General features: G+C 41.3%; 16 protein-coding genes. 7 read left to right on the top strand and 9 right to left on the bottom strand.

The features are described 5' to 3' along the window. Positions 1-52 precede the first annotated feature (52 nt). From HCZ11_RS08500 to lptD, 6 genes are read right to left on the bottom strand one after another with little or no spacing between them, the layout of a single operon-like run. Positions 53-868 (bottom strand): symmetrical bis(5'-nucleosyl)-tetraphosphatase, encoded by an 816-nt coding sequence (locus tag HCZ11_RS08500; protein ID WP_130049686.1) that lies wholly within the window; start codon positions 866-868, stop codon positions 53-55. 6 nt (positions 869-874) lie between these two features. Then, the gene (apaG, locus tag HCZ11_RS08495) at positions 875-1,264 is read right to left on the bottom strand and encodes a Co2+/Mg2+ efflux protein ApaG (RefSeq protein ID WP_130049685.1); all 390 of its coding nucleotides are present in this window, start codon (positions 1,262-1,264) and stop codon (positions 875-877) included. Next, on the bottom strand, positions 1,248-2,054 hold the full coding sequence (rsmA, locus tag HCZ11_RS08490) for a 16S rRNA (adenine(1518)-N(6)/adenine(1519)-N(6))-dimethyltransferase RsmA (RefSeq protein ID WP_130049684.1): 807 nt from the start codon (positions 2,052-2,054) through the stop codon (positions 1,248-1,250). Before rsmA ends, apaG begins: the two co-directional genes overlap by 17 nt. Further along, complete coding sequence (pdxA, locus tag HCZ11_RS08485) at positions 2,051-3,043, bottom strand: 4-hydroxythreonine-4-phosphate dehydrogenase PdxA (protein WP_130049683.1); 993 nt, start codon at positions 3,041-3,043, stop codon at positions 2,051-2,053. Before pdxA ends, rsmA begins: the two co-directional genes overlap by 4 nt. 5 nt (positions 3,044-3,048) lie before the next feature. Next, positions 3,049-4,341: a peptidylprolyl isomerase SurA gene (gene surA, locus HCZ11_RS08480; protein ID WP_130049682.1), complete on the bottom strand. Its 1,293-nt coding sequence runs from the start codon at positions 4,339-4,341 to the stop codon at positions 3,049-3,051. A gap of 36 nt (positions 4,342-4,377) precedes the next feature. Then, on the bottom strand, positions 4,378-6,624 hold the full coding sequence (lptD, locus tag HCZ11_RS08475) for an LPS assembly protein LptD (protein ID WP_167658208.1): 2,247 nt from the start codon (positions 6,622-6,624) through the stop codon (positions 4,378-4,380). A gap of 103 nt (positions 6,625-6,727) precedes the next feature. Between lptD and HCZ11_RS08470 the strand changes: the two genes are divergently transcribed. The 3 genes from HCZ11_RS08470 to djlA are packed head-to-tail and all read left to right on the top strand — an operon-like array spanning position 6,728 to position 9,278. Next, complete coding sequence (locus HCZ11_RS08470; RefSeq protein WP_130049680.1) at positions 6,728-7,729, top strand: aminoglycoside phosphotransferase family protein; 1,002 nt, start codon at positions 6,728-6,730, stop codon at positions 7,727-7,729. Then, positions 7,726-8,382 carry an N-acetylmuramate alpha-1-phosphate uridylyltransferase MurU gene (gene murU / locus HCZ11_RS08465; protein WP_130049679.1) on the top strand — a complete coding sequence of 219 codons (657 nt, stop codon included), beginning with the start codon at positions 7,726-7,728 and terminating at the stop codon, positions 8,380-8,382. Before HCZ11_RS08470 ends, murU begins: the two co-directional genes overlap by 4 nt. Positions 8,383-8,405: 23 nt before the next feature. Then, positions 8,406-9,278, top strand: a complete 873-nt coding sequence (gene djlA, locus HCZ11_RS08460; RefSeq protein WP_167658207.1) for a co-chaperone DjlA — start codon at positions 8,406-8,408, stop codon at positions 9,276-9,278. On the opposite strand, the gene HCZ11_RS08455 is transcribed toward djlA, so the two are convergent. After that, the gene (locus HCZ11_RS08455; RefSeq protein WP_130049677.1) at positions 9,261-10,190 is read right to left on the bottom strand and encodes a DUF3530 family protein; all 930 of its coding nucleotides are present in this window, start codon (positions 10,188-10,190) and stop codon (positions 9,261-9,263) included. The two genes, djlA and HCZ11_RS08455, sit on opposite strands and share 18 nt — an antisense overlap. Positions 10,191-10,271: 81 nt before the next feature. Next, complete coding sequence (gene rluA / locus HCZ11_RS08450) at positions 10,272-10,925, bottom strand: bifunctional tRNA pseudouridine(32) synthase/23S rRNA pseudouridine(746) synthase RluA (RefSeq protein WP_130049676.1); 654 nt, start codon at positions 10,923-10,925, stop codon at positions 10,272-10,274. Positions 10,926-11,058: 133 nt separating this feature from the next. Between rluA and HCZ11_RS08445 the strand changes: the two genes are divergently transcribed. Continuing rightward, complete coding sequence (locus tag HCZ11_RS08445; protein ID WP_130049675.1) at positions 11,059-11,289, top strand: hypothetical protein; 231 nt, start codon at positions 11,059-11,061, stop codon at positions 11,287-11,289. Between the two features lie 56 nt (positions 11,290-11,345). On the opposite strand, the gene rapA is transcribed toward HCZ11_RS08445, so the two are convergent. Beyond that, complete coding sequence (rapA, locus tag HCZ11_RS08440; protein ID WP_167658206.1) at positions 11,346-14,240, bottom strand: RNA polymerase-associated protein RapA; 2,895 nt, start codon at positions 14,238-14,240, stop codon at positions 11,346-11,348. 299 nt (positions 14,241-14,539) lie between these two features. On the opposite strand from rapA, the gene HCZ11_RS08435 reads away from it, so the two are divergent. The 3 genes from HCZ11_RS08435 to HCZ11_RS08425 all read left to right on the top strand — a co-directional run bounded on the left by HCZ11_RS08435 (position 14,540) and on the right by HCZ11_RS08425 (position 20,319). Beyond that, on the top strand, positions 14,540-15,937 hold the full coding sequence (locus HCZ11_RS08435) for a PhoH family protein (protein ID WP_167658205.1): 1,398 nt from the start codon (positions 14,540-14,542) through the stop codon (positions 15,935-15,937). Positions 15,938-15,998: 61 nt separating this feature from the next. Next, positions 15,999-19,427 carry a response regulator gene (locus HCZ11_RS08430; RefSeq protein WP_167658204.1) on the top strand — a complete coding sequence of 1,143 codons (3,429 nt, stop codon included), beginning with the start codon at positions 15,999-16,001 and terminating at the stop codon, positions 19,425-19,427. Continuing rightward, on the top strand, positions 19,396-20,319 hold the full coding sequence (locus HCZ11_RS08425; protein ID WP_167658203.1) for a diguanylate cyclase: 924 nt from the start codon (positions 19,396-19,398) through the stop codon (positions 20,317-20,319). The genes HCZ11_RS08430 and HCZ11_RS08425 overlap by 32 nt, the downstream gene beginning before the upstream one ends. Positions 20,320-20,330: the final 11 nt, after the last annotated feature.

Below are 20,330 nucleotides of genomic sequence, written 5' to 3'. Positions count from 1 at the left end.
TCAACTTTAATTGTTATAAATCTAACAGATGTTCAGCTATTTTTCAGTTTATTTAGATAAAAGAGTGGGATTTTTCGACAAAACAGTCTTTTTTGCTGAGTTCCATGAGTGTCATTGCGCCTCCCCATACACAGCCAGTGTCGAGGGCATGAATATTTTCGGCGTTTACTTTACCTTCTAAAGCGGCCCAGTGACCAAATGTGATCTGTTGATTGAGTTCAGAAATATTCGGATGCTCAAACCAAGGTAGTATTGAGCTATCTTCACTAACGCTGGTTTTATTGCTGAAATCTAGCTCACCGAGCAAATTTACAAAACGCATACGAGTGAAGTAATTAACAATATAACGAAACTTGGCTTCATTACTCATCGTTGATTGCCATTCTAATGGATGGGAGTCATACATATTGGCAAAGTAATGATTGGCATCGCTACCTTGATAGCAACTTTCTGCAAAGCGAGCGCGCTTTAATGCTTTTTTAATCGACCAATTTGGATTTAAGCCGGCATGGCTTATTAGCATGTCGTAGCGTTCAAGCCACAAGGCTAAAGGCTGTTGTTGCAAAAAATGAATATATTCAGAGCGTTTTGGACTAGAAAAAACAGCATCAAGCTTATCTTTAGGATTTGCTGGTTTATTTAAATAATGACAGGCAATAAGGTGTAAGTCATGATTACCAAGGGTAATGGTTACACTGCCTTGCATTTTATAAAGACGCTCGAGGCAGGCGAGTGAGTCAGGGCCTCGAGCGACAATATCGCCAACTAAGTAAAGGTGATCTTGGCTTGGGTTGAAGTTGACACGTTTGAGTAAAGTATCAAATTCACAGTAACAGCCTTGTAAGTCACCAATTGCGTAATCAGCCATTGTTACCTAGTGCAAAATGTTTGGACAGGCTAAACGAAAAACGTCGATTGGCGCTTCAAACTCAGTACCAAACTCGTTACGCATGGTGTAATGACCTTGCATTGTGCCAACCGGGGTATCAAGTACAGCACCACTGGTGTATTTATAGCTTTCGCCAGGAGCAATAGTGGGTGTTTCACCAACAACCCCTTCGCCTTGTACCTCAACTTCTTTACCATTGGCATCGGTAATTAACCAATAACGACTTAAAAGCTTAGCGCTACATAAGCTGTGGTTTTTAATGGTGATTGAGTAAGCAAAAACGTATTTATCTTGTTCAGGCTCTGATTGACCTTCTACATAGAAGGTTTCAACCGAAACCTTAATTGGAGAACCTAAATTACTGCTTGTTGTCATAAATCCAATTAGCTATATCAATAAATTGTTGTAAAGATAGGCTTTCTGCACGAAGAGTGATATCAATACCTATACCTGTTAGTTCTTCAGCTGTAAGTAAGTTAGATAAGCTATTACGCAGTGTCTTACGACGTTGGTTAAAAGCTTCTAAACAAACGGTGTTTAATAACTTAGTACTTTTAGCTGAACGTTGTTCTGGCTTTTTAGGGATCAAGCGGATAACCGCTGAATCTACCTTAGGTGCAGGCTTAAAGCATTCAGGTGGCACATCAATCACTGGCATTGCGTGGCAGTAATACTGTGTCATCACACTTAAACGACCAAAGGCTTTACTGCCAGGGCCTGCTACCATACGTTTGACAACTTCTTTTTGCAGCATAAAGTGCATGTGCTCAACATTATCTGCGAACTCAAATAAATGGAATAGCAGCGGGGTCGAAACGTTGTAAGGTAAGTTACCAAAAATCTTTAACTTTTCGTCAGACTTGATCAGAGAGCTGAAATCGAACTTCATTGCATCGCCTTGATGCACTGTTAATTTAGGCCCTAAAAATGGGTGGCTCGTTAAACGTTCTGCTAAGTCTTTATCTAGCTCAACAACAGTTAGATGGCCACTTAATTCAGCTACAGGCTCAGTGATTGCACCAAGGCCTGGGCCGATTTCTACTAAATTGTCTTCAGGTTTAGGATCAATAGCCGTGACGATTTTGTCGATGATCATGTCATCGTTTAAAAAGTTTTGACCAAAACGCTTACGAGCGCGGTGTCCTAAATGTACTTTATCTGTCATTGATTCTGTGCTTTTTCATGGGCGAGCTTAATTGCTTCGCGGATCGCTAATTCAAAACTACCTACATCAGCAGTACCAGTGCCAGCTAAATCTAGTGCCGTACCATGGTCTACTGAGGTGCGAATAAATGGCAGGCCAAGGGTAATGTTGACCGAATTGCCGAAACCTTTGTATTTTAGCACAGGTAATCCCTGATCGTGATACATTGCAAGCACAGCATCTGCTTGTGATAGATATTTATCTTGAAACAGGGTGTCAGCTGGCAATGGGCCAATTAAGTTCATACCTTGGTTATTCAGATGTTCTAAAGTTGGCGTTATGGTGTCAATTTCTTCAGTGCCTAAATGGCCATCTTCACCCGCATGCGGGTTGAGTCCACACACTAATATACGCGGCTTTTCAATGCCAAACTTAGTTTGTAAGTCATGGTTTAAAATCGTAGCCACTTTACTTAAACGTTCAACAGTAATCGCACGAGACACATAAGCAAGTGGTATATGTGTTGTTACGAGTGCCACGCGTAAGCCTTCTGTTGCTAGCAACATAACTACATCGGCAGTATTTGATTGCTGTGCGAAATACTCAGTATGACCACTAAACGAGATACCCGCTTTGTTGATAATACCTTTATGGACAGGTCCTGTGACAACAGCTGCAAATGTACCATCCATGTTTTTTTCGCTGGCGATACGTAGCGTATCCAACACGTATTGACCGTTAGCGTCATTAAGTACGCCGACTTCAACGTCAGTGCCTAAATCCACTTGATGTAAGTAAACACTGCCAGCAGGTGCAAGGCTTGGCGCTTTGCTATCATCAAACTCAATTAAGTTGATATCTAAGCCAAGTAATTTGGCGCGCTGTTTTAAAAGCGCACCATCAGCAATCACCACCAGTTGGGCATCCCACTGGTGCTGCGCTAACTTGATAAGTAAATCAGGGCCAATACCGGCTGGCTCACCTGGGGTAATTGCGATTCTAATGGTCATAATTTTTATTCTGTTGGGAAAATATCAACGTGCGCTTGCTCACGCATTTCTTGCTGCCAGTTGAAACTTTCTTCTTTAAATTTACGATTAAACAGTAGCTGATGTGCGCGGTTGCGCTTAGCTTGTTCAGTTTTATCTGCTACACGCTTGTCAAGAAGCTGTACAATGTGCCAACCGAATTGAGTTCTGAATGGCTCACTGATTTCATTTTTATCTAGAGAAAGCAAAGTATTTTTGAATTCTGGTACATAAGTACTTGGATCAGTCCAATCATATTCACCACCTTTCAATGCTGAACCTGGATCTTCAGAGTATTCTTTAGCAAGTTCGCCAAAATCTGCTTTGCCTTCACGTAGATCTTTAGCAAAGCCTTTTAGCATGTCACGGGCTTTTTCTTCACTTAAAATTATTGATGGTTTAATTAGAATGTGGCGTGAACGAACTTCAGTTGTTTCAACTACTTGGCGGCCACGAACATCTTGCACTTTGATAATGTGGAAACCTGCACCTGAACGTAGAGGGCCAACGATATCGTCTTTTTTATGGCCTTTTACCGCTTCAGCAAACAGCGATGGCATTTCGTTGATACCCATCCAACCTAGCTGACCACCTTCAAGTGCTTTTGAGCCACTTGAAGATGAAATAGCGATACGCTTAAACTCTTTGCCTTCTTTTAAAAACTCGATAACCTTTTCTGCTCGAGTTTTAGCACTCGCGATTTCATCTGCTGACGCATCACTAGGAATATCAATCAAGATGTGACCGATATCGTATTCTTCGGCACTTTTGCCTTGGGTTTCCATGATTTTTAGAAGGTTATCGATTTCTTGCGGGCTGATATAAATACGACGGTCAACGTTCGCACGCATGACTTGTTGCGTGGTGATTTCTTTACGAATTTCTTCACGGTAAGCTGTATAGCTTTCACCTGCTGCTTCGATAGTACGGCGTAAATCCGCAATTGTACCGCCTTGCTCACGAGCCATGTTTTCTAGTGTTTGGTCTAACTGAGAGTCAGAGATCTCTAAACCCATTCGCTCAGCAAGTTGCATCATCAGAGTTTGGTTTACTAAACGCTCAATAGCTTGAATTCGAAGCGTGTCATCAGACGGTAACTCTTGACCTTGCTCTGCTGCTTGAGTTTTTACACGGTTGATAATGGTGTCGACTTCACTTTGTAGAATAACACCTTGGTTAACAACACCAACGACTTTGTCAATTTCGACAGGTGTTGCGAAAACGCTTTGGCATAGGCCAACTGTTAATAATGCAGATGCTAATAATTTTTTTAAATTCATACTTTTTCTAATACTCTTGCTAATAGTACTGCGGTACTAGTTATTAAGAAAATACGGTCTACGATAGCCAAAAATACCTTGTTGTAATAATTTTTGTGCATCATAACGGCTTTTACTTCCAAGCCCTTTTAATACGATATTGAAGCCAATACTGGTATCAAAAGTTGCTTGTTCTTGACCAATCGCCTGGTTCAAATCTGTTTCGATTTGACGACGGCCTGTGATTTGAAACGCCCAACAGCAGGATTCATACTGAAGACCGCTGAAAACTTCAATACTACGACCGCTTTCTAAATCGCGGTGGTAGCTACCAACAAACTGCCAATCTTGCGATAGCGGAATGCTTGTAAATAAACCAATTTGCTCGATTGTATTGCCTGAGACATCATTTGCATAGCGATGGTTCAATTGCACGAGCTGTTTATCGTCACCTTTATAATCTAAGGTGATATTTGATTGAATAATATCTTTGCCGTCAGTGTCGTACTGAATCCCACCTGATAAATACCAGCGACGGTGCCAATGTAACATGGTTTGCGCTGCGAACAAGGCATTGTAGTTAGTATCAACATTAATGCCTTGTGTTGTAGGTTTTGCGTCATTACTTAAATAAAAGATTTGTCCGGCACTAAAGTTAAATACTTCTTCGTTCTCATTGCTAAATAAGCGGGTTGTCGCACCTAACGTAAATTGGTTCGCAGTGGCAATACGGTCGATGCTTGAGAATCGACGGTCTCTAAATAAACCAAAAAAGTCGTCTTGTAATTTTGTTGTATCGTAAAGGCCAATGTTTGATTGGTCTTTATTAGGGGTGTACAAATACTGAATTTGTGGTTCAAGTGTTTGAATACCATCTTTAAAGAAAAATCCAGTATCACGTTCAAAATTTAATTGGCTGTATAAACGCACTTTTGGCAGGGTACGCGTGACTTTTTCGTCGTAGTCGGTTCCTGTTAAATCACCATGCTGGTTATATTCTGTATGCAGTAAACTGAATTCAGATAAAAATGACCATGCATATTCTTGGTAACCAAAGCTTGCTTTCGGTTCGATATGAACACGACTTGCTTCATCAATGACTGCGTTATCATTAGTGAAATAGCTAAGCTCACCATCAAGGGTTAAATCAACGCCATAAAAATCATACGCATCAGTTTGCGAAAAGCTAATTTGTGGCAGTGCCGCGTATGACTCGCGGTGATCACCAAGTACTTCAAAACTTTGCAACTTGATATTGGTACGCCAAGTGTCACCTAAATGAGTTAGTGAACCTGTGCGGTATAACTGAGTATCTGTGCGAGTCGCATAACCAGAATTTAAATCAGTTAAGTAGTTATCATCACTAACGTTAGTAATATCTATATTACCGCGCCAGTTTTCACCAAAGTAGCTTTGCTGCTGCCAATGGAATAGATAACGCGAGTCAACATTTGGTTCTTCATCATCTTTATCTAAGTATTCAACAGCAATAAGACCGTTGTTTTGCTCCGTTAAATAACGAAATTCACTAATAATCTGTAAACCGCGCTTTGACATATAGCGAGGCGTAATGGTGGCGTCGTAATTAGGTGCAATATTCCAGTAATACGGTGTGATGGTTTCAATACCGTAGCGGCCTGAACTTGAGAAGTTAGGTGTTAATAAGCCTGATTTACGGCGGTCATCTAATGGAAACGTAAAATAGGGAATATAAAGAACCGGCGTATCAAATACCCGTAATACGGTATTGCGGGTTTCGCCCCAACCATCTTCACTGGATAGATCAATTTCGTCAGCTTCAATTGCCCACACCGGTGTTTCGCCCGGGCAGGTAGTAAAGCTTGCGTTCATCAGGTTTAAGCCAGACTCGTTTACTGTTAGTTTTTCTGCGCCACCATGACCAAGTTGGTCGGTGAGCTTATAATCAGCACCAAGCAAGCTTAATTCAGAATTATTTAAATCCGCATTGAGCCCAGAACTATTAATTTGGCTTACTTTATCGCGATAAACGATAGGGCCGGTTGCATTAAGTAACCCACGTTGTTTGTCAATCAGTGCACTTTGTGCGGACAAATTCATCGTTAGGGTGTTAATATCTACATTACCGGTAAATTCTGCGCTTTGGGTACCCAATAGTTCAATATCATCTGATTTGATATCGATCATATTAAGTTCAAGGCCAGGGAGCGGTTGCCAAGCTCTGGTTTGCATTGAAGTGCCACAAAGATTGTGTGTCAGTTCAGTTTCGGCGAACGATGGTGCGCTAAGTACGCTTAGCATCATTATGCCCCAGGTTTTGCTCATTTAATGACCTTAATGCTCTTTGGTTGGATATAAGCTAGACATAATAAAGGAAAACAATGGCAAATACAGTAATTGACTTAGTGAAAAATAGATATCTTACTAAATGAATCGTTATAAAAGTTTACAGCAGTTTTTAAATCCTCATTTTAAAGAGGATGAATATCAATTAGCCGCCATCACTGGGGATGCGAGCTTTCGCCGTTATTTCCGCGTAAATACAAGTGAACAGAGCTATATCGTCATGGACTCAGACCCCAATAAATTAGATAACACGCCTTATATAGAACTCAATAAAGTGTTTTCTCAACATGGCTTTAAATTACCAAAAATTCTTCAAGCAGATGAAAAGCAAGGTTTCTTCTTATTGAGTGATTTAGGCAATACTCATTTGGCCGATTTACTGGGCGACGAAGACCGCACTTTACACTACAAACATTTAATAAAGTTAAGTGCACAATGGGCGCAAATCCCACCTGCCCAACATATGAAAGTATTTGATGGTGAGTTTTTACAGTTTGAACTGAGCATTTTTAGAGATTGGTTAGTTGATAACTTTATTGGTGAGCAACTTTCTGTTGATGAACAGCAAATGTGGCAACAGGCTTGTGAGCTATTAGTTAATAATGCCCTTGAACAACCGATTGTTACGGTTCACCGAGACTTCCATAGCCGCAATATTATGCGCACAGGACAGCAATGGGCGATCATTGATTATCAAGATGCCGTACAAGGGCCAGTGTGTTATGACCTTGTTTCGTTATTAAGAGATTGCTATTTTAAGTTGCCAGAGCAAGAGCTCGATTACCTTTTACATTACGCTTATGACGAATTTTGCGAGCAAAAGCTTTTGCAAGACATCTCATTTACGATGTTTAAACGTTGGTTTGATTTAACTGGCGTGCAGCGTCATTTAAAAGCGGCAGGTATATTTTGCCGTTTGAAATTGCGTGACGGTAAGTCTGGCTATTTGAGTAATGTACTGCCAACCCTTACATACATCAGTAATGTCAGTAAAGAATACCCAGAGTTAACAGCCCTTGGTCAGTGGATAGAGCAGATAATTATTCCACAGACTAAGCAGCGTTTAACAAAAGAGATGAAATGAAAGCAATGATCCTAGCGGCAGGGCGCGGTAAGCGCATGATGCCGCTAACAGAAACGATGCCAAAGCCGATGCTAAAGATTAACGGCAAGCCATTATTAGAGCATCATATTAATAACTTACGCCAAGCAGGCATTACCGATATTGTCATTAACCTTGCTTGGCAAGGTGACAAAATAACAGAGTATTTTGCTGATGGTTCGCAGTTTGGTGTATCGATCACTTACAGCCAAGAGCAGGCTGGGGGTCTTGAAACCGCCGGTGGTATTATTCAAGCATTGCCGTTATTGGGTGAGCAATTTATTGTCATCAATGGTGATGTGTTTACTGATTACGATGTTACTTCGTTGATGCAGCTTCATCTGCAAGTAGGGGAGGCGCATATTGTCCTTGTTGAAAATCCTGCTCATAATCCTGATGGTGATTTTGCTCTAAGTCATCTAAGCCCAGATAGTCAAAAGTATACTTTTTCGGGTATAAGCCGCTATCATGTTGATTTTTTTGAAGGTCTCAGCGCAGGTATTCGTCCACTTGGGCCCATTTTGAGAGAAAAACTCACAGAGCATCAAGTTTCTACTGAGCTTTATTTAGGTCAGTGGGATGACATTGGCACGCCTGCCAGACTCGATGAAATAAATCAGCGTTTCACTTTGTAATAACAACAGAGGTTTGCCAAATTATGTGGGGAAAAGTACTCGGTTTTTGTTTTGGCTTTATGTTTGGCAAGTTTATTGGTGCCCTACTAGGTTTATACCTAGGCCATATGTTCGATCGCAGTTTAAAACAAGACTTTGATAAAGCAGGTGGTTTTTCTGGTTTGTTTAAAGGCGATGACATTAACGAACGCCAAGCTCTTTTCTTTTCAAGCTGTTTTGCGGTAATGGGGCATATTGCCAAATCGAATGGTCGCGTTAGTGAAACTCATATTCGTGCTGCAAGTTTGTTTATGGACGAAATGGGCCTATCGGGCGATGAGCGCCGTGAAGCTCAAGATGCCTTTCGTAGCGGTAAAGAAACGGATTTTTCATTAAAAGAAACCGTTCATGACTTTAAGGAGCGCTTTGCCCGACGTCATGATTTATTGCAATTATTCCTCGAAATACAAATTCAAATGGCCTTTTCTGATGGCCACCTTGCAGAGCAAGAAAAGCAGCTCTTGCAAGAGGTGAGTAAGCAGCTTGGTATTTCGCGCACTCAGTTCGGATTTTTATTAAAGCGCTACCAAGCCGAATTTGCGTTTCGCCAGCAACAACAGCGCTTTTATGAGCAGCAACGTCAACAAAGCCAGCAAAATCGCAGCAGTCATAGTGAACAAAGAGGGCACAGTGTGCCACCCAATAATGGTATGAATCGCGCGCAAGCTTTGGCTCTTTTAGGCTTAAACAATGATGCTTCTGCGCGAGATATTAAAGTAGCCTATCGCAAACTCATGGCTCAGCATCACCCCGATAAGCTGGTATCGCAAGGTTTACCAAAACATATGATGGAAGTCGCAGTAAAGAAAAGCCAAGATATTCAAGCAGCCTATGAGTATTTAAAAAAGGCGGCGTAGGAAGCCATCAACTTCTTTGAGCAGCCTCTCGTGCTGCTCAGGCTCTGAAGGCACACCAAATAACTCTCTTTGTCGGTAGTCATATTTTGCGTGTTTTCTTACCCAGCGTTTCCTGTCTTTTACGCTTTGCAGCGTGTCAGGGTTACCCTCACTATAGAAAATATCTAATAACGGTGGGCTGATGGTCGATAGCGTAGCATTGAGATGCTGGTTACGAATACTGTTGGGTAAATAACTCCCTAAGCTAATAAAGGCGTTAAGTTCGTTATTTGGAAAGCTAGCATAGTGCTCAATTAATAGCCCCGCACTGGCACCTTGAGCCACAACAACTATGTTGCCGCCCTCATCCATTGCACTGTTATACAAGGCATTGAACCTGGCTATTAACTTTAACTTGTAATCATCAAGCACAGCTTCACTAATATTGGGTGCACCTGTAACAAAATGAGGCGCTTGTTGTGCTTGGGCTGGCGTGGCAGGAGCAGTTTGTTCATCGCTTTGCGTAGTTGACTCTTCAGCGTCTTCAGAGCTCTCAGATGGCTCAGGCATTGCCATGTCAGCAGGGTGCCAATCAATGTCTGGCATAGTCATGGCAAGAGTTGCATAGCCAATTTCATTTAACTGTTTACGTAAAAAGTTAATGCCAGCATTGTTTGTTGGTAAGTGCTGCCAATCGGGAATAATGAGCACAATTCCACGTTGACTTGCAGCCATCGATTGACGATATAAGCTGATAAACTCATCTTCACCAGCAAGCAGGGGACGCACTTCGTCAGTTGGTAAAAAACGTTGAATATCATTTGTGACCAAGCTTGACCAAGGCGTCGGTTTGATAAAGTCGGCTGCATTCACGCTGCTAATCAACGCAAAACAGGCTGCGTAAACTAAGCGATGTGAGGATTTTAAATTCATGCCGATATTACCTGAGTCATTAATTAAATCAGTGATTAACTAGGTTATCGGCAGTGTTTATTAAATATTTAGCGAATTGTCTTAAAACTCAGGAGCAGCTTCAAAAATCAGTGTTTCACCGCTGGCTGGGTGAGCTAAGGTTAGCATTTCGGCATGCAGTTGTAAGCGAGGAGCCATGGCGAATGCCTCGGGGTGAGCATACAACTTATCGCCTAAAATAGGGTGACCCAATGACAGCATATGCACACGCAGTTGGTGAGAACGCCCTGTAATTGGGGTCAGCTCAACACGAGTTGCATTACCTTCATATTCAAGCACTTTAAAATGGGTTAATGACGGTTTGCCATTGTCGTGATCAACCATTTGCTTTGGTCGGTTCGGCCAATCACAAATAAGTGGTAAATCTACCGATCCAGTTTCTTGCTCAAGCTTACCAAATACACGAGCAATGTAGCGTTTCGCGGTTTTTCTATCTTGAAACTGAATGCTTAAATTACGATGCGCTTCTTTGTGCATAGCTAAACAAATAATGCCAGAGGTAGCCATATCAAGGCGGTGAACAATTTTCGCCGTTGGAAAAACGCGATTAATGCGAGCAATAAGGCAGTCAGCGTGTTTTGGGTCTTTTCCCGGCACAGTAAGTAAACCACTTGGTTTATTCACAATAAGTAAGTCATCATCTTGATAAACAATACTTAAATAAGGTGTCATTGGGGGATTATAATTGAGTAACACAGCCAGCCTCGATGATATGCAAGGGCGCTATTTTAAAGGAGTATGAGCGCATACACAATGCCAGTGCTGGTTTTTGAGTAGTAGCTAAGATACAGTAAATTAAGGTATGGAGTTTAAAGAAAAGGACAAATGAATGTTTCGCCTTGGTTTAATTCGCTGTAAGCCTTGTACACGTTGTGGCTTAGAAGTGAATGATCTTGAGCCAGAGTGTCCGCATTGTAAAGGCTTTTCAGACCTACAAGCAGTATATTTGAAGCAAGCTTACAAAGACGATTTAATACAAAGAAATAAAAGCTTAGCTAAGTTATTTTGTAAGCTAGCGGCAGTGGCCGTAATTATTACCCTTGTGGTGTTTTTTGTATAAAAAAACGCGATGTGAAAGCACATCGCGTTTGTAGTTTTGAGTTTAGCGCTTCAACGTTAGTGCGAAACGACAATTAAACGAATTGCATCAAGTTTAACTTGGGCTTTTTCGATGTAAGTAGTGAGTTCGCTACGCTGCTTATCAAAGAAGCTCAGCTCTTCATCACGAATATTCGGATTGATTTGCTTAAGTGCTGTTAAGCGAGCTTGCTCTTCACCAAGGGCGGTTTGCATTTTCTCTAGTGATTCAGCACGCAGTGTTTCTAGCTTTGTTTGTGCCATACCTTGTGCGCTGGTGATCATTGGGTGAATGGCACTTTGTAGCGCGCTGGCTAATTTACTTGCAGTTTGGCGACCAACCGCAGACAACTGCTGATTGAAAGCATCAAAAGCAACATTATCAGCCAGATTGTTACTGCCCTTATCTAATAAGATACGAATAGGCGTTGGTGGTAAGAAGCGGCCAACCTGAAGTGCTTTAGGCGCCATCGCCTCAGCAATGAAAATGAGCTCTACAAAGAAGGTACCAGCAGGTAGCTTTTTGTTTTTCAGTAACGCCACAGAGGCAGTACCAAAGTCATCATCACAAATCATGTCTAAGCTGCCTTGCACCATTGGGTGGTCCCAGCTGATGAAATGGGCGTCTTCTTGCGAAAGCGAGGTGCTGCGATCAAACGTTACTGTGATGCCATCATCTTTTAAACATGGGAAAGATGGATTTAGCATGTGCTCAGTTGGTTTTAAGATAATGGTATTTTCACCTTTATCTTCTTGGCTTACACCAAAAGTATCGAACACATTGATCATGTAACTTGGTAGTGTAAATTGATCGTCTAACTCTTCGATATCTGCAACAAGACTTTCTGCTCGGCCTTGGCCACTTGAATGCAGCTCTAGTAAGCGGTCACGACCACTTTCCATTTGCTTACGAAGCTTGGCATTTTGACCTGCCACTTGTTCTAGCAGTGGGTCTAGCTCTTCTTCATCGCAATTGTGTGCACCAATAAACTCAAGTAGTTCTTCGCCATACTCTTTATACAGCATTTGCCCTGTTGTCGATGTTGTTTCAAACGCATCTAAGCCTTCGTTGTACCAACGTAATAACACTTCCTGTGCGGTGTTTTCAAAATACGGCACATGAATGTTTACGTCTTGAGTTTGACCAATACGGTCAAGACGACCAATGCGTTGCTCAAGTAAGTCAGGGTTGAGCGGTAAATCAAACAATACTAAGTGATGCGAGAATTGGAAGTTACGACCTTCAGAGCCAATTTCAGAGCAAAGTAGAATTTGTGCGCTGTCGTACTCGTCGGCAAAGTAAGCGGCTGCACGGTCACGTTCAACAATCGACATACCTTCGTGGAAAACAGAGGCTTTAATCGCTTCACGCTCACGTAGAATCTGTTCTAGGCTAAGTGCGGTTTCGGCTTTAGCACAGATAAGCAGTACTTTTTCGTGTTTAAGGGTTTTTAACGTTTCGATTAACCAATCAACACGTGGGTCAAATGCGCCCCAGCTAGCATTTTCACCTTCAAACTCTTGGAAGATCTTTTCAGGAAATAAAGCTCGAAGGGCTGTTAGCTCAGCATTTTGAATGCCGCCCATGTTACCCAGTACCGACATCGCCGTTTTATATTGTTTAGGCATTGCCATAGGGTATGCATGAAGCTTACGGCTTGGGTACCCATCAATACCGCTACGGCTATTTCTAAATAAAATGCGACCCGTACCATGGCGGTCTAACAACATTGATAAAATTTCGTTGCGCGCCGTTTCATCACCTTTCTCTGCTTCGGCTAAAAGATCAGTGATATCGGTTTCTTTTAATAGCTCTTTTAATGTTGCACGAGACGCATCATCAAGGCCTTTTTCACCGAGTAATTGGTTGGCTGCTTCGGCAACCTCTTTGTAGTTACTTTCTTCTTCAACAAACGCATCGTAGTCGTAGAAACGATCTGGGTCGAGTAATTGTAGGCGTGCGAAGTGGCTGCGATGGCCTAGTTGATCCGGCGTTGCAGTTAATAAGATAAGGCCTGGAATGTCTTGGCTTAACTCCGCTATACGTTGGTATTCAGTGCTTGGTTTACCATTATTGATACTTAAATGGTGTGCTTCATCAACAACCAGTAAATCCCAATCAGCCAGAGTTGCTTGCTCAAACCAGCGTTTTTTCTTACTTAAAAATTCAAGGCTAGTAAGTACTAACTGTTCTGTTTCAAATACGTTTGGTGAGTCAGCAAAGGCTTCATCGCAACGCTCTTCATCAAAAATAGAAAAATGTAAGTTAAAGCGGCGTAGCATTTCTACTAACCACTGATGTTGTAAATTTTCAGGCACAACAATCAGTACGCGACTAGCGCGGCTACTGATGATTTGTTGATGTAAAATCATACCTGCTTCAATGGTTTTACCTAAACCCACTTCATCAGAAAGTAATACGCGTGGCGCAAAACGTTTACCGACTTCTTGTGCGATATAAAGCTGATGCGGAATAAGGTTTGCTCGCTGACCAATTAAACCTTTTAAAGGTGATTGTTGGCGCTCAAACTGATGCTGCCAAGTTTGGTAACGTAGAGTGTAGCGGTCAAAGCGGTCCACTTGACCTGCAAATAAACGGTCTTGTGGTTTGTTGAATTTGATAAAGTGATCTAAAAAAGTTTCTTTTAACTGTGCTTTTTCACCGTTATCAACGCGTGTGCCATGATAGCATAGTAACTCGCCTTGCTCTTCAACTGACTCAACTTCTAATTCCCACTCTTCAACGCTGCGAATAACATCACCTGGATTAAATGCGACACGAGTAACAGGTGCTTCTGTTAAAGAATAAACTCTGTTTTCTCCACTGGCTGGAAATAAAATGCTGACCTGGCGGCCTTCAAGGGCAACTACGGTGCCTAATCCTAAATCTGACTCAGTATCACTGATCCAACGCTGACCTAAGGAAAAATTCATGTATGTCTCGTCTATGAAGAAAAAAGGCGGCTATGTTACCTGTAACGCCATGCTACTTCAAGGCAGTAAACTCGCCGCACACAATTAAATTTAGTCAACCTTTTTAAGTCATTATTAAAGGTAAAAATTGTATGTATTCTAACCGGTTAAATAATTATATATTTGTTTGTCATAAAAAGGACTTTTGTCGTAAATAGACTAAACTGAGTATATACCTGACGAATAAACCATAGCTTCATCCGCCGCTTGTTTAGTTTATTGGGTATAGCATAAAAATCATAAAACGTAAGGAAAGTGCTATGGAAAAAGCTTCGAACCTTGATAGTAAAATGTATGTGCTTGATACCAATGTGTTACTCCACGAACCCCTCGCTTATTTATCTTTCCAAGAACACGATGTTGTTATCCCCATGACAGTATTAGAAGAGCTCGACCACATTAAAGATAGAAAACATGACGTTAGCCGTGACGCCCGTGTTGCTATTCGTGGTTTAGATGAAGTGCTAAAGGACGCTTCGCCAGAGCAAATGTTGCAGGGTGTCGCGCTCCCTAGTAACAAAAAGGCTAAAACAGATTCTCGTGGCCGCTTAATTATCGTTAATGACCATTTATTTGCAGACAGTATTTCAGGTTTACCAGGCAACGAAAATGACCACCGAATTATCAATTGTGCTGTGCATTTACAAAAGCAACATAGCGACAGCAAAGTGGTGCTTGTAACTAAAGACATCAATATGCGCCTCAAAGCGAAAGGGGCCGGGCTTAAATTTGTTGAAGATTACAGAACTGACCAATTAATTGATGACATAGCGTTGCTTACTAGTGGCTATAAAAAAATTGAAGGCGACTTTTGGCAACATGTTGGTGAGTGCGAAACAGAACAACAAGGCCGTGATACCTATCACCATGTTGCAAAAAGCACGATTAGCGATGTGTTCTGTAATGAATACATACTCGATGAAAGCGACCACTTTGCGGCTCGAGTAACAAGCTACGATGATAAACAAATTACTTTAAAAGATATCAGTGTTGAACGTTTGATGAGTCATACTGCTTGGGGCGTTAAACCAAAGAATGTGTATCAAGGAATGGCACTTGATGCACTGCTTGACCCAAGTATTGAACTAGTGATCTTAACCGGCCCCGCTGGTTGTGGTAAAACCTTACTCGCGCTTGCCAGCGCCCTTGAAATGATTATAGAAAAAGGCATTTACGATAAAGTTATTGTTACCCGTAATACTCCTGAAATTGCTGAATCAATCGGCTTTTTACCAGGCACGGAAGAAGAGAAAATGGCGCCTTGGTTGGCTGCGATCACCGATACCTTAGAGGTACTACATAAAGGCGATGAAAACCCAATTTCGAGTCGCAATTACATTATGGAAAAAGCCAACGTACAGTTTAAATCAGTAAACTTTATGCGTGGTCGCAGCATTCAAAATGCCGTTGTTATTTTGGATGAGAGTCAAAACTTAACTGCGTCGCAGTTGAAAACTATTATCACTCGCTGTGGCGAAGGCACTAAGCTAATTTGCTCAGGTAACCTTGCTCAAATCGATAGTAACTACTTGACCCCAGTGACCTCTGGCTTAACTTATATTGTTGAACGTTTTAAAGATTTTGAGGGCAGTGCTACTGTTAACTTAAATGGTGTAGTACGTAGCAGGTTAGCCAGCTTTGCTGAAGAAAATTTATAGCTTGCCAGTATACTTATGCCTCGTTAACCTAGCTGTAACGAGGTAAGGTACATATAAGCCAGTGAATTTTTTACCATTAAAGCATTATTATCGCTCTTTGGCAGTGGCACTTATTGTGCCGCTGCTGGTGGCGTTTTTTTTGTGTTTACACCTGTATAACTTAAAACTTGAGCGAGTGATAGAAAGCAGGCAAAACGGATTTAATAATATTACTGCTCAGCTTTCCCATGCGATGAATGCCGCGGATGGCCTCATAGACACCATGTTCAAGCTTTATGAACAGCCACTTTCTTATGATTTTGATCCTAGTTGGACACGTAATGTGAATCAATATGATCACTATTACTATCAAAGTGTGGGCGATGGAGTGGGGGAGATAGTCGGGCAAGGAAAGTTTGCCTCAACGGCTTATGCAATTAATCAATGGCGACGAGTCATTGCGCTTGGTCCCTCTTTTAATACTACGCTGTCACTTATTCAATCTTTAGAAGGTGTTGCTTATGTTAATGAGCAAGGTTTTGTTTACATCAAGCGCCGTAGCATAACAAAAAGTGAATTTCTGACCAGTGTGTTAGATAACAAATTTCGACCTTTATTAATAAATAGCAACAATCTTGCCTCTAGCTCTGTGTTGACCATTAATGGTCATGCCTATTTTGCAATTGGCAAGCAAAGAGATGCTAATAGTCGCGATTACATTGTGTTGATTTATGATCTTGAAGCAATTTCTAATTGGTTAAAAAAAATAGCGCCTAACTATGGTGAGTATATTTTTATCAATCAAGATAACCAAGTTATTGCCAGCTCAAAGGCAACGCTTAATACGACCATTAGTGCCAGCGAACATTGGCCGCATGTCGCGGTAGATATGCGCAAAAATAACGATAGTCATTTAGTACAAGAAGCTACCAACTTACCTATTTACACTCGTTTCTATGAATCACAGCAAGCTCTTAGTGAACCAGTTGGCTATGACATCTTTTTAGAGTTCGCATTTTTGAGTGTTTTTTTAGTGATGATGTTCAGCGCTGTTTTTTGGTTGAGTCAGCGCATTTTTGTAAAACCGATGACGCACTTAATGAATTACCTTGAGCAGCATGATGAAGGCAAACAAGCGTTAGTTCATTATCGGATTCCTGTTGATTGGCAGCCTTGGTTCAGCCGTGTGAAAAAGGTGTTTAGTCGTAATGAGGAGCTCGTTCAATCCTTACAAGAGGCAAATAAAGCGCTTGATTCCCAAGTACAGGTAAAGTCAAAACAATTGCGCCGTAGTATTGATGCGAAAGAGCGTCACTTAGCGTTATTAAATACTATGCTAAATAACGTGCCGGATCTTATTTACTTTAAGAATATCGATGGCTCGTTTTTAGGCTGTAATAAGGCGTATGAGCGTTATATTGGCTTGCCACAAGAGAAGTTAGTGGGCCAGCAATTATGTGATATTAGTGATGATAACGGCGAATTAAACGAGCTTGAAAAGCAAGTGCTTAAAGACCGCCAAGCTTATCAAAAAAGATTGACCACAGAAGATAGTAGTTATCTGTTTAGCATTGTGCCATTTTACAACGAGCATCAGCAATTTCTTGGCACTATGGCGATTGGTCGTGATATTACCGAGCAGCATAATGCGCTTAATGCATTACAAAGCTCTGAAGCTAAATTACGCAGTGCTATGGAATATGCTGCTAATGGAGTGCTGTTGGTTTCGCTTGAAGATCAGGTGCTGCAAGCAAATAAAGCAGCACGTAGAATCTTTGCAATTGAAAACGCCAATGACCTCAAATTAATAGACTTATTTGCAGAGCCATCTTATCAGACGCTAAAGGATACCTTGACAGAGTTACTGCATGAGAAGAAAAAAGTTTATCACTTTAGTCTTGAGCAGCAAGAGCAACAGCGGTGGTTACAAATTAGCGTGTCATTAGTTTGGAATGCTGAGCAAACACCCGATTACTATGTTGTTCATGTACAGGATGTGACGGATTTAGTGCAAGCAAAAGATGATGCAGAGCGAGCAACATTAGCTAAAAGCCGTTTTATAGCTAACCTAAGTCATGAAATACGCACACCACTTAATGCTGTACTAGGCTTAATTGATGTGATTGCACTGCAAGGGTTAACACAGCCGCAGCGTAACCATGCCGAGCAAGCAAAATCTGCAGCCAATAGCTTGCTTACCTTATTAAATCGTATGCTAGATTTTGCCCGCGCTGAAAGCTCGCAAGTACAACTTAATAAAGCCCCTTTTAGTGTGCCTGATTTAATCGATTACTGTCAGGGGATCACAGCTCCCTTATGTGCGAATAAAAATATCGAGTTTAAAGTCAAATGTGACCAAAGTATTAGTGATAACTTGGTTGGTGATCAAATTTGCTTGCAGCAAGTATTAGCTAACCTACTCACTAACGCAGTAAAATTCACCGAGCAAGGTACAGTGACATTAAACTTAATGCTGGTGGAGGAATCTGCTGAGCAGCAACTTATTTGTTTTACAGTCAAAGACACCGGTATTGGTATTAGTAAGGCCGATCAAAGCCGCTTATTTGATGCATTTACCCAAGGCGATGAATCATTAACGCGCTCTCATCAGGGGGTTGGTTTAGGTTTAGCGATTGTTAAATACGAAGTTGCATTGATGGGAGGCGAAATTAAGCTTGAAAGTGAAAAAGGCAAAGGCAGTGAATTTTGCTTTTGCTTGCAGCTCGATAAAGCCGTAGAGCCTGTGAAAAAAGAGCTGGTTTCATTGCCTTCTAGTACTGATCTATCTGGACTTTTAGTACTTGCTGTGGATGATAATCCACTAAATTTAAGCATTATTAAAAGCATTTTAGAGCAAATTGATGTCACTGTTGTGTGTGCACACAGTGGTGAAAAAGGCATTGAGCTGGCAAAAAGCCTCAGACCTGATCTCATTTTTATGGATATTCAGATGCCAGAAATGGATGGTTGTCAGGCAACGCGTATTATTCGTCAGTCTTTCACTAAAGAGCAAATGCCTATTTATGCACTCACTGCACACAGTGAAAGCGAAGATATTGAGCATTCTATTTCGGCCGGTATGAATAAGCATCTCACTAAACCTATTGTTGCCAGTAAATTATTTTTAGCAATGAGTGAGTTGGATAGGCCAAAAGAAGTCTTTTTTGATCAAGCTTTTATAATGTCTCAGTTTGCAAATAATACTAAGTTAGTATTAACTATGTTGTCGAAGTTTGCGACTATGGCAGCTGAGCAGCTATTACAAATCTCTACATTAAAAACTACCAATGAGTTGGTTCGTGTAGTTCATAATGTTAAAGGATCAGCTGGCAATCTTGGTTTTAAGCGATTGTCAGCGTGCGCACAACAATGTGAAGCTAGGCTTAAAGCAGATGGCGAATTGCCCGAGCAATTAAATGATGAATTGCAATGGCAAATAAAACAGGTCATTGCATTTATCATTGAACAAGGATCTACTGATGTTGAAAAGAGCCAAGGTACTGATTGTTGATGACGATCCGTTAAATCGCTTGGTATTAGAGAAAACATTACAGCAAGACTATGATGTTTTTTGTGTAGAGAGTGGCGAAAAAGCACTGACGTTTTTAAAAACGCAGACTGTTGATTTATTGATCTTGGATATTGTGATGCCAGGCATTGACGGTTATGAAGTGCTAACTAAGTTAAAAGAAAACGCTGCCACCAGTATGTTGCCTGTTATATTCATTTCTGCAAATACCAGCCATGATGACGAAGCTAAGGGCCTTGAATTAGGCGCGATGGATTACATCACGAAACCATTTAGTGCTGCTATCGTTCGTGCCCGTGTACGCAATCAGCTGCTGATCAAACAAAAAAATGACTTACTCGAAATGCTCGCCTCAATTGATGGCTTAACTGAGATCCCAAATAGACGTTATTTGGATGAAAACTTAGCGCGAGAGTGGCGCCGGTGTCGTCGAGATCAAACTCCGTTATCAGTGTTATTAATGGATGTCGATCATTTTAAACGTTACAACGATTGCTATGGCCATCGTGCAGGTGATGACTGCTTAAAAAAAATTGCTCATGCCTTAGTTGGGGCGTGTGAGCGAGGCAGTGACTTTGTTGCTCGTTATGGTGGTGAAGAGTTTGCTGCGGTACTTCCAAATACCTTTGCCAATGAGGCTATCTCGTTTGCAAATAAACTACGAAATGCAGTGAATGAGTTAAACATTCTACACAAAGCGTCGCTAAATGCCGACCATGTCACAATTAGTATTGGTATTGCGACCACAGAAAATGGTCAGGTTTATGCAGAACAAACCTTGCTAGAAGAGGCTGATTTAGGTCTTTATCAGGCTAAAGATGCCGGGCGAGATCAAATTGTATCGAGAATGATCGCTGTAAATGAATCAGAGTAGGCAAAGCCTAC

Origin of the sequence: Pseudoalteromonas sp. HF66 (genome assembly GCF_011806445.1) — a bacterium.
GTDB lineage: Bacteria > Pseudomonadota > Gammaproteobacteria > Enterobacterales > Alteromonadaceae > Pseudoalteromonas > Pseudoalteromonas apostichopi.
This window is presented reverse-complemented; position numbering and strand designations above follow the sequence as displayed.

Excerpts from the sequence above, each read along its gene's own strand:
- HCZ11_RS08435 (WP_167658205.1), top strand. The coding sequence starts at position 14,540 with ATGGAAAAAGCTTCGAACCTTGATAGTAAAATGTATGTGCTTGATACC.
- rsmA (WP_130049684.1), bottom strand. The coding sequence starts at position 2,054 with ATGACAGATAAAGTACATTTAGGACACCGCGCTCGTAAGCGTTTTGGT.
- surA (WP_130049682.1), bottom strand. The coding sequence starts at position 4,341 with ATGAATTTAAAAAAATTATTAGCATCTGCATTATTAACAGTTGGCCTA.
- lptD (WP_167658208.1), bottom strand. The coding sequence starts at position 6,624 with ATGAGCAAAACCTGGGGCATAATGATGCTAAGCGTACTTAGCGCACCA.
- HCZ11_RS08455 (WP_130049677.1), bottom strand. The coding sequence starts at position 10,190 with ATGAATTTAAAATCCTCACATCGCTTAGTTTACGCAGCCTGTTTTGCG.
- apaG (WP_130049685.1), bottom strand. The coding sequence starts at position 1,264 with ATGACAACAAGCAGTAATTTAGGTTCTCCAATTAAGGTTTCGGTTGAA.
- HCZ11_RS08470 (WP_130049680.1), top strand. The coding sequence starts at position 6,728 with ATGAATCGTTATAAAAGTTTACAGCAGTTTTTAAATCCTCATTTTAAA.
- murU (WP_130049679.1), top strand. The coding sequence starts at position 7,726 with ATGAAAGCAATGATCCTAGCGGCAGGGCGCGGTAAGCGCATGATGCCG.
- HCZ11_RS08445 (WP_130049675.1), top strand. The coding sequence starts at position 11,059 with ATGTTTCGCCTTGGTTTAATTCGCTGTAAGCCTTGTACACGTTGTGGC.
- djlA (WP_167658207.1), top strand. The coding sequence starts at position 8,406 with ATGTGGGGAAAAGTACTCGGTTTTTGTTTTGGCTTTATGTTTGGCAAG.
- HCZ11_RS08500 (WP_130049686.1), bottom strand. The coding sequence starts at position 868 with ATGGCTGATTACGCAATTGGTGACTTACAAGGCTGTTACTGTGAATTT.
- HCZ11_RS08425 (WP_167658203.1), top strand. The coding sequence starts at position 19,396 with ATGTTGAAAAGAGCCAAGGTACTGATTGTTGATGACGATCCGTTAAAT.
- rapA (WP_167658206.1), bottom strand. The coding sequence starts at position 14,240 with ATGAATTTTTCCTTAGGTCAGCGTTGGATCAGTGATACTGAGTCAGAT.
- pdxA (WP_130049683.1), bottom strand. The coding sequence starts at position 3,043 with ATGACCATTAGAATCGCAATTACCCCAGGTGAGCCAGCCGGTATTGGC.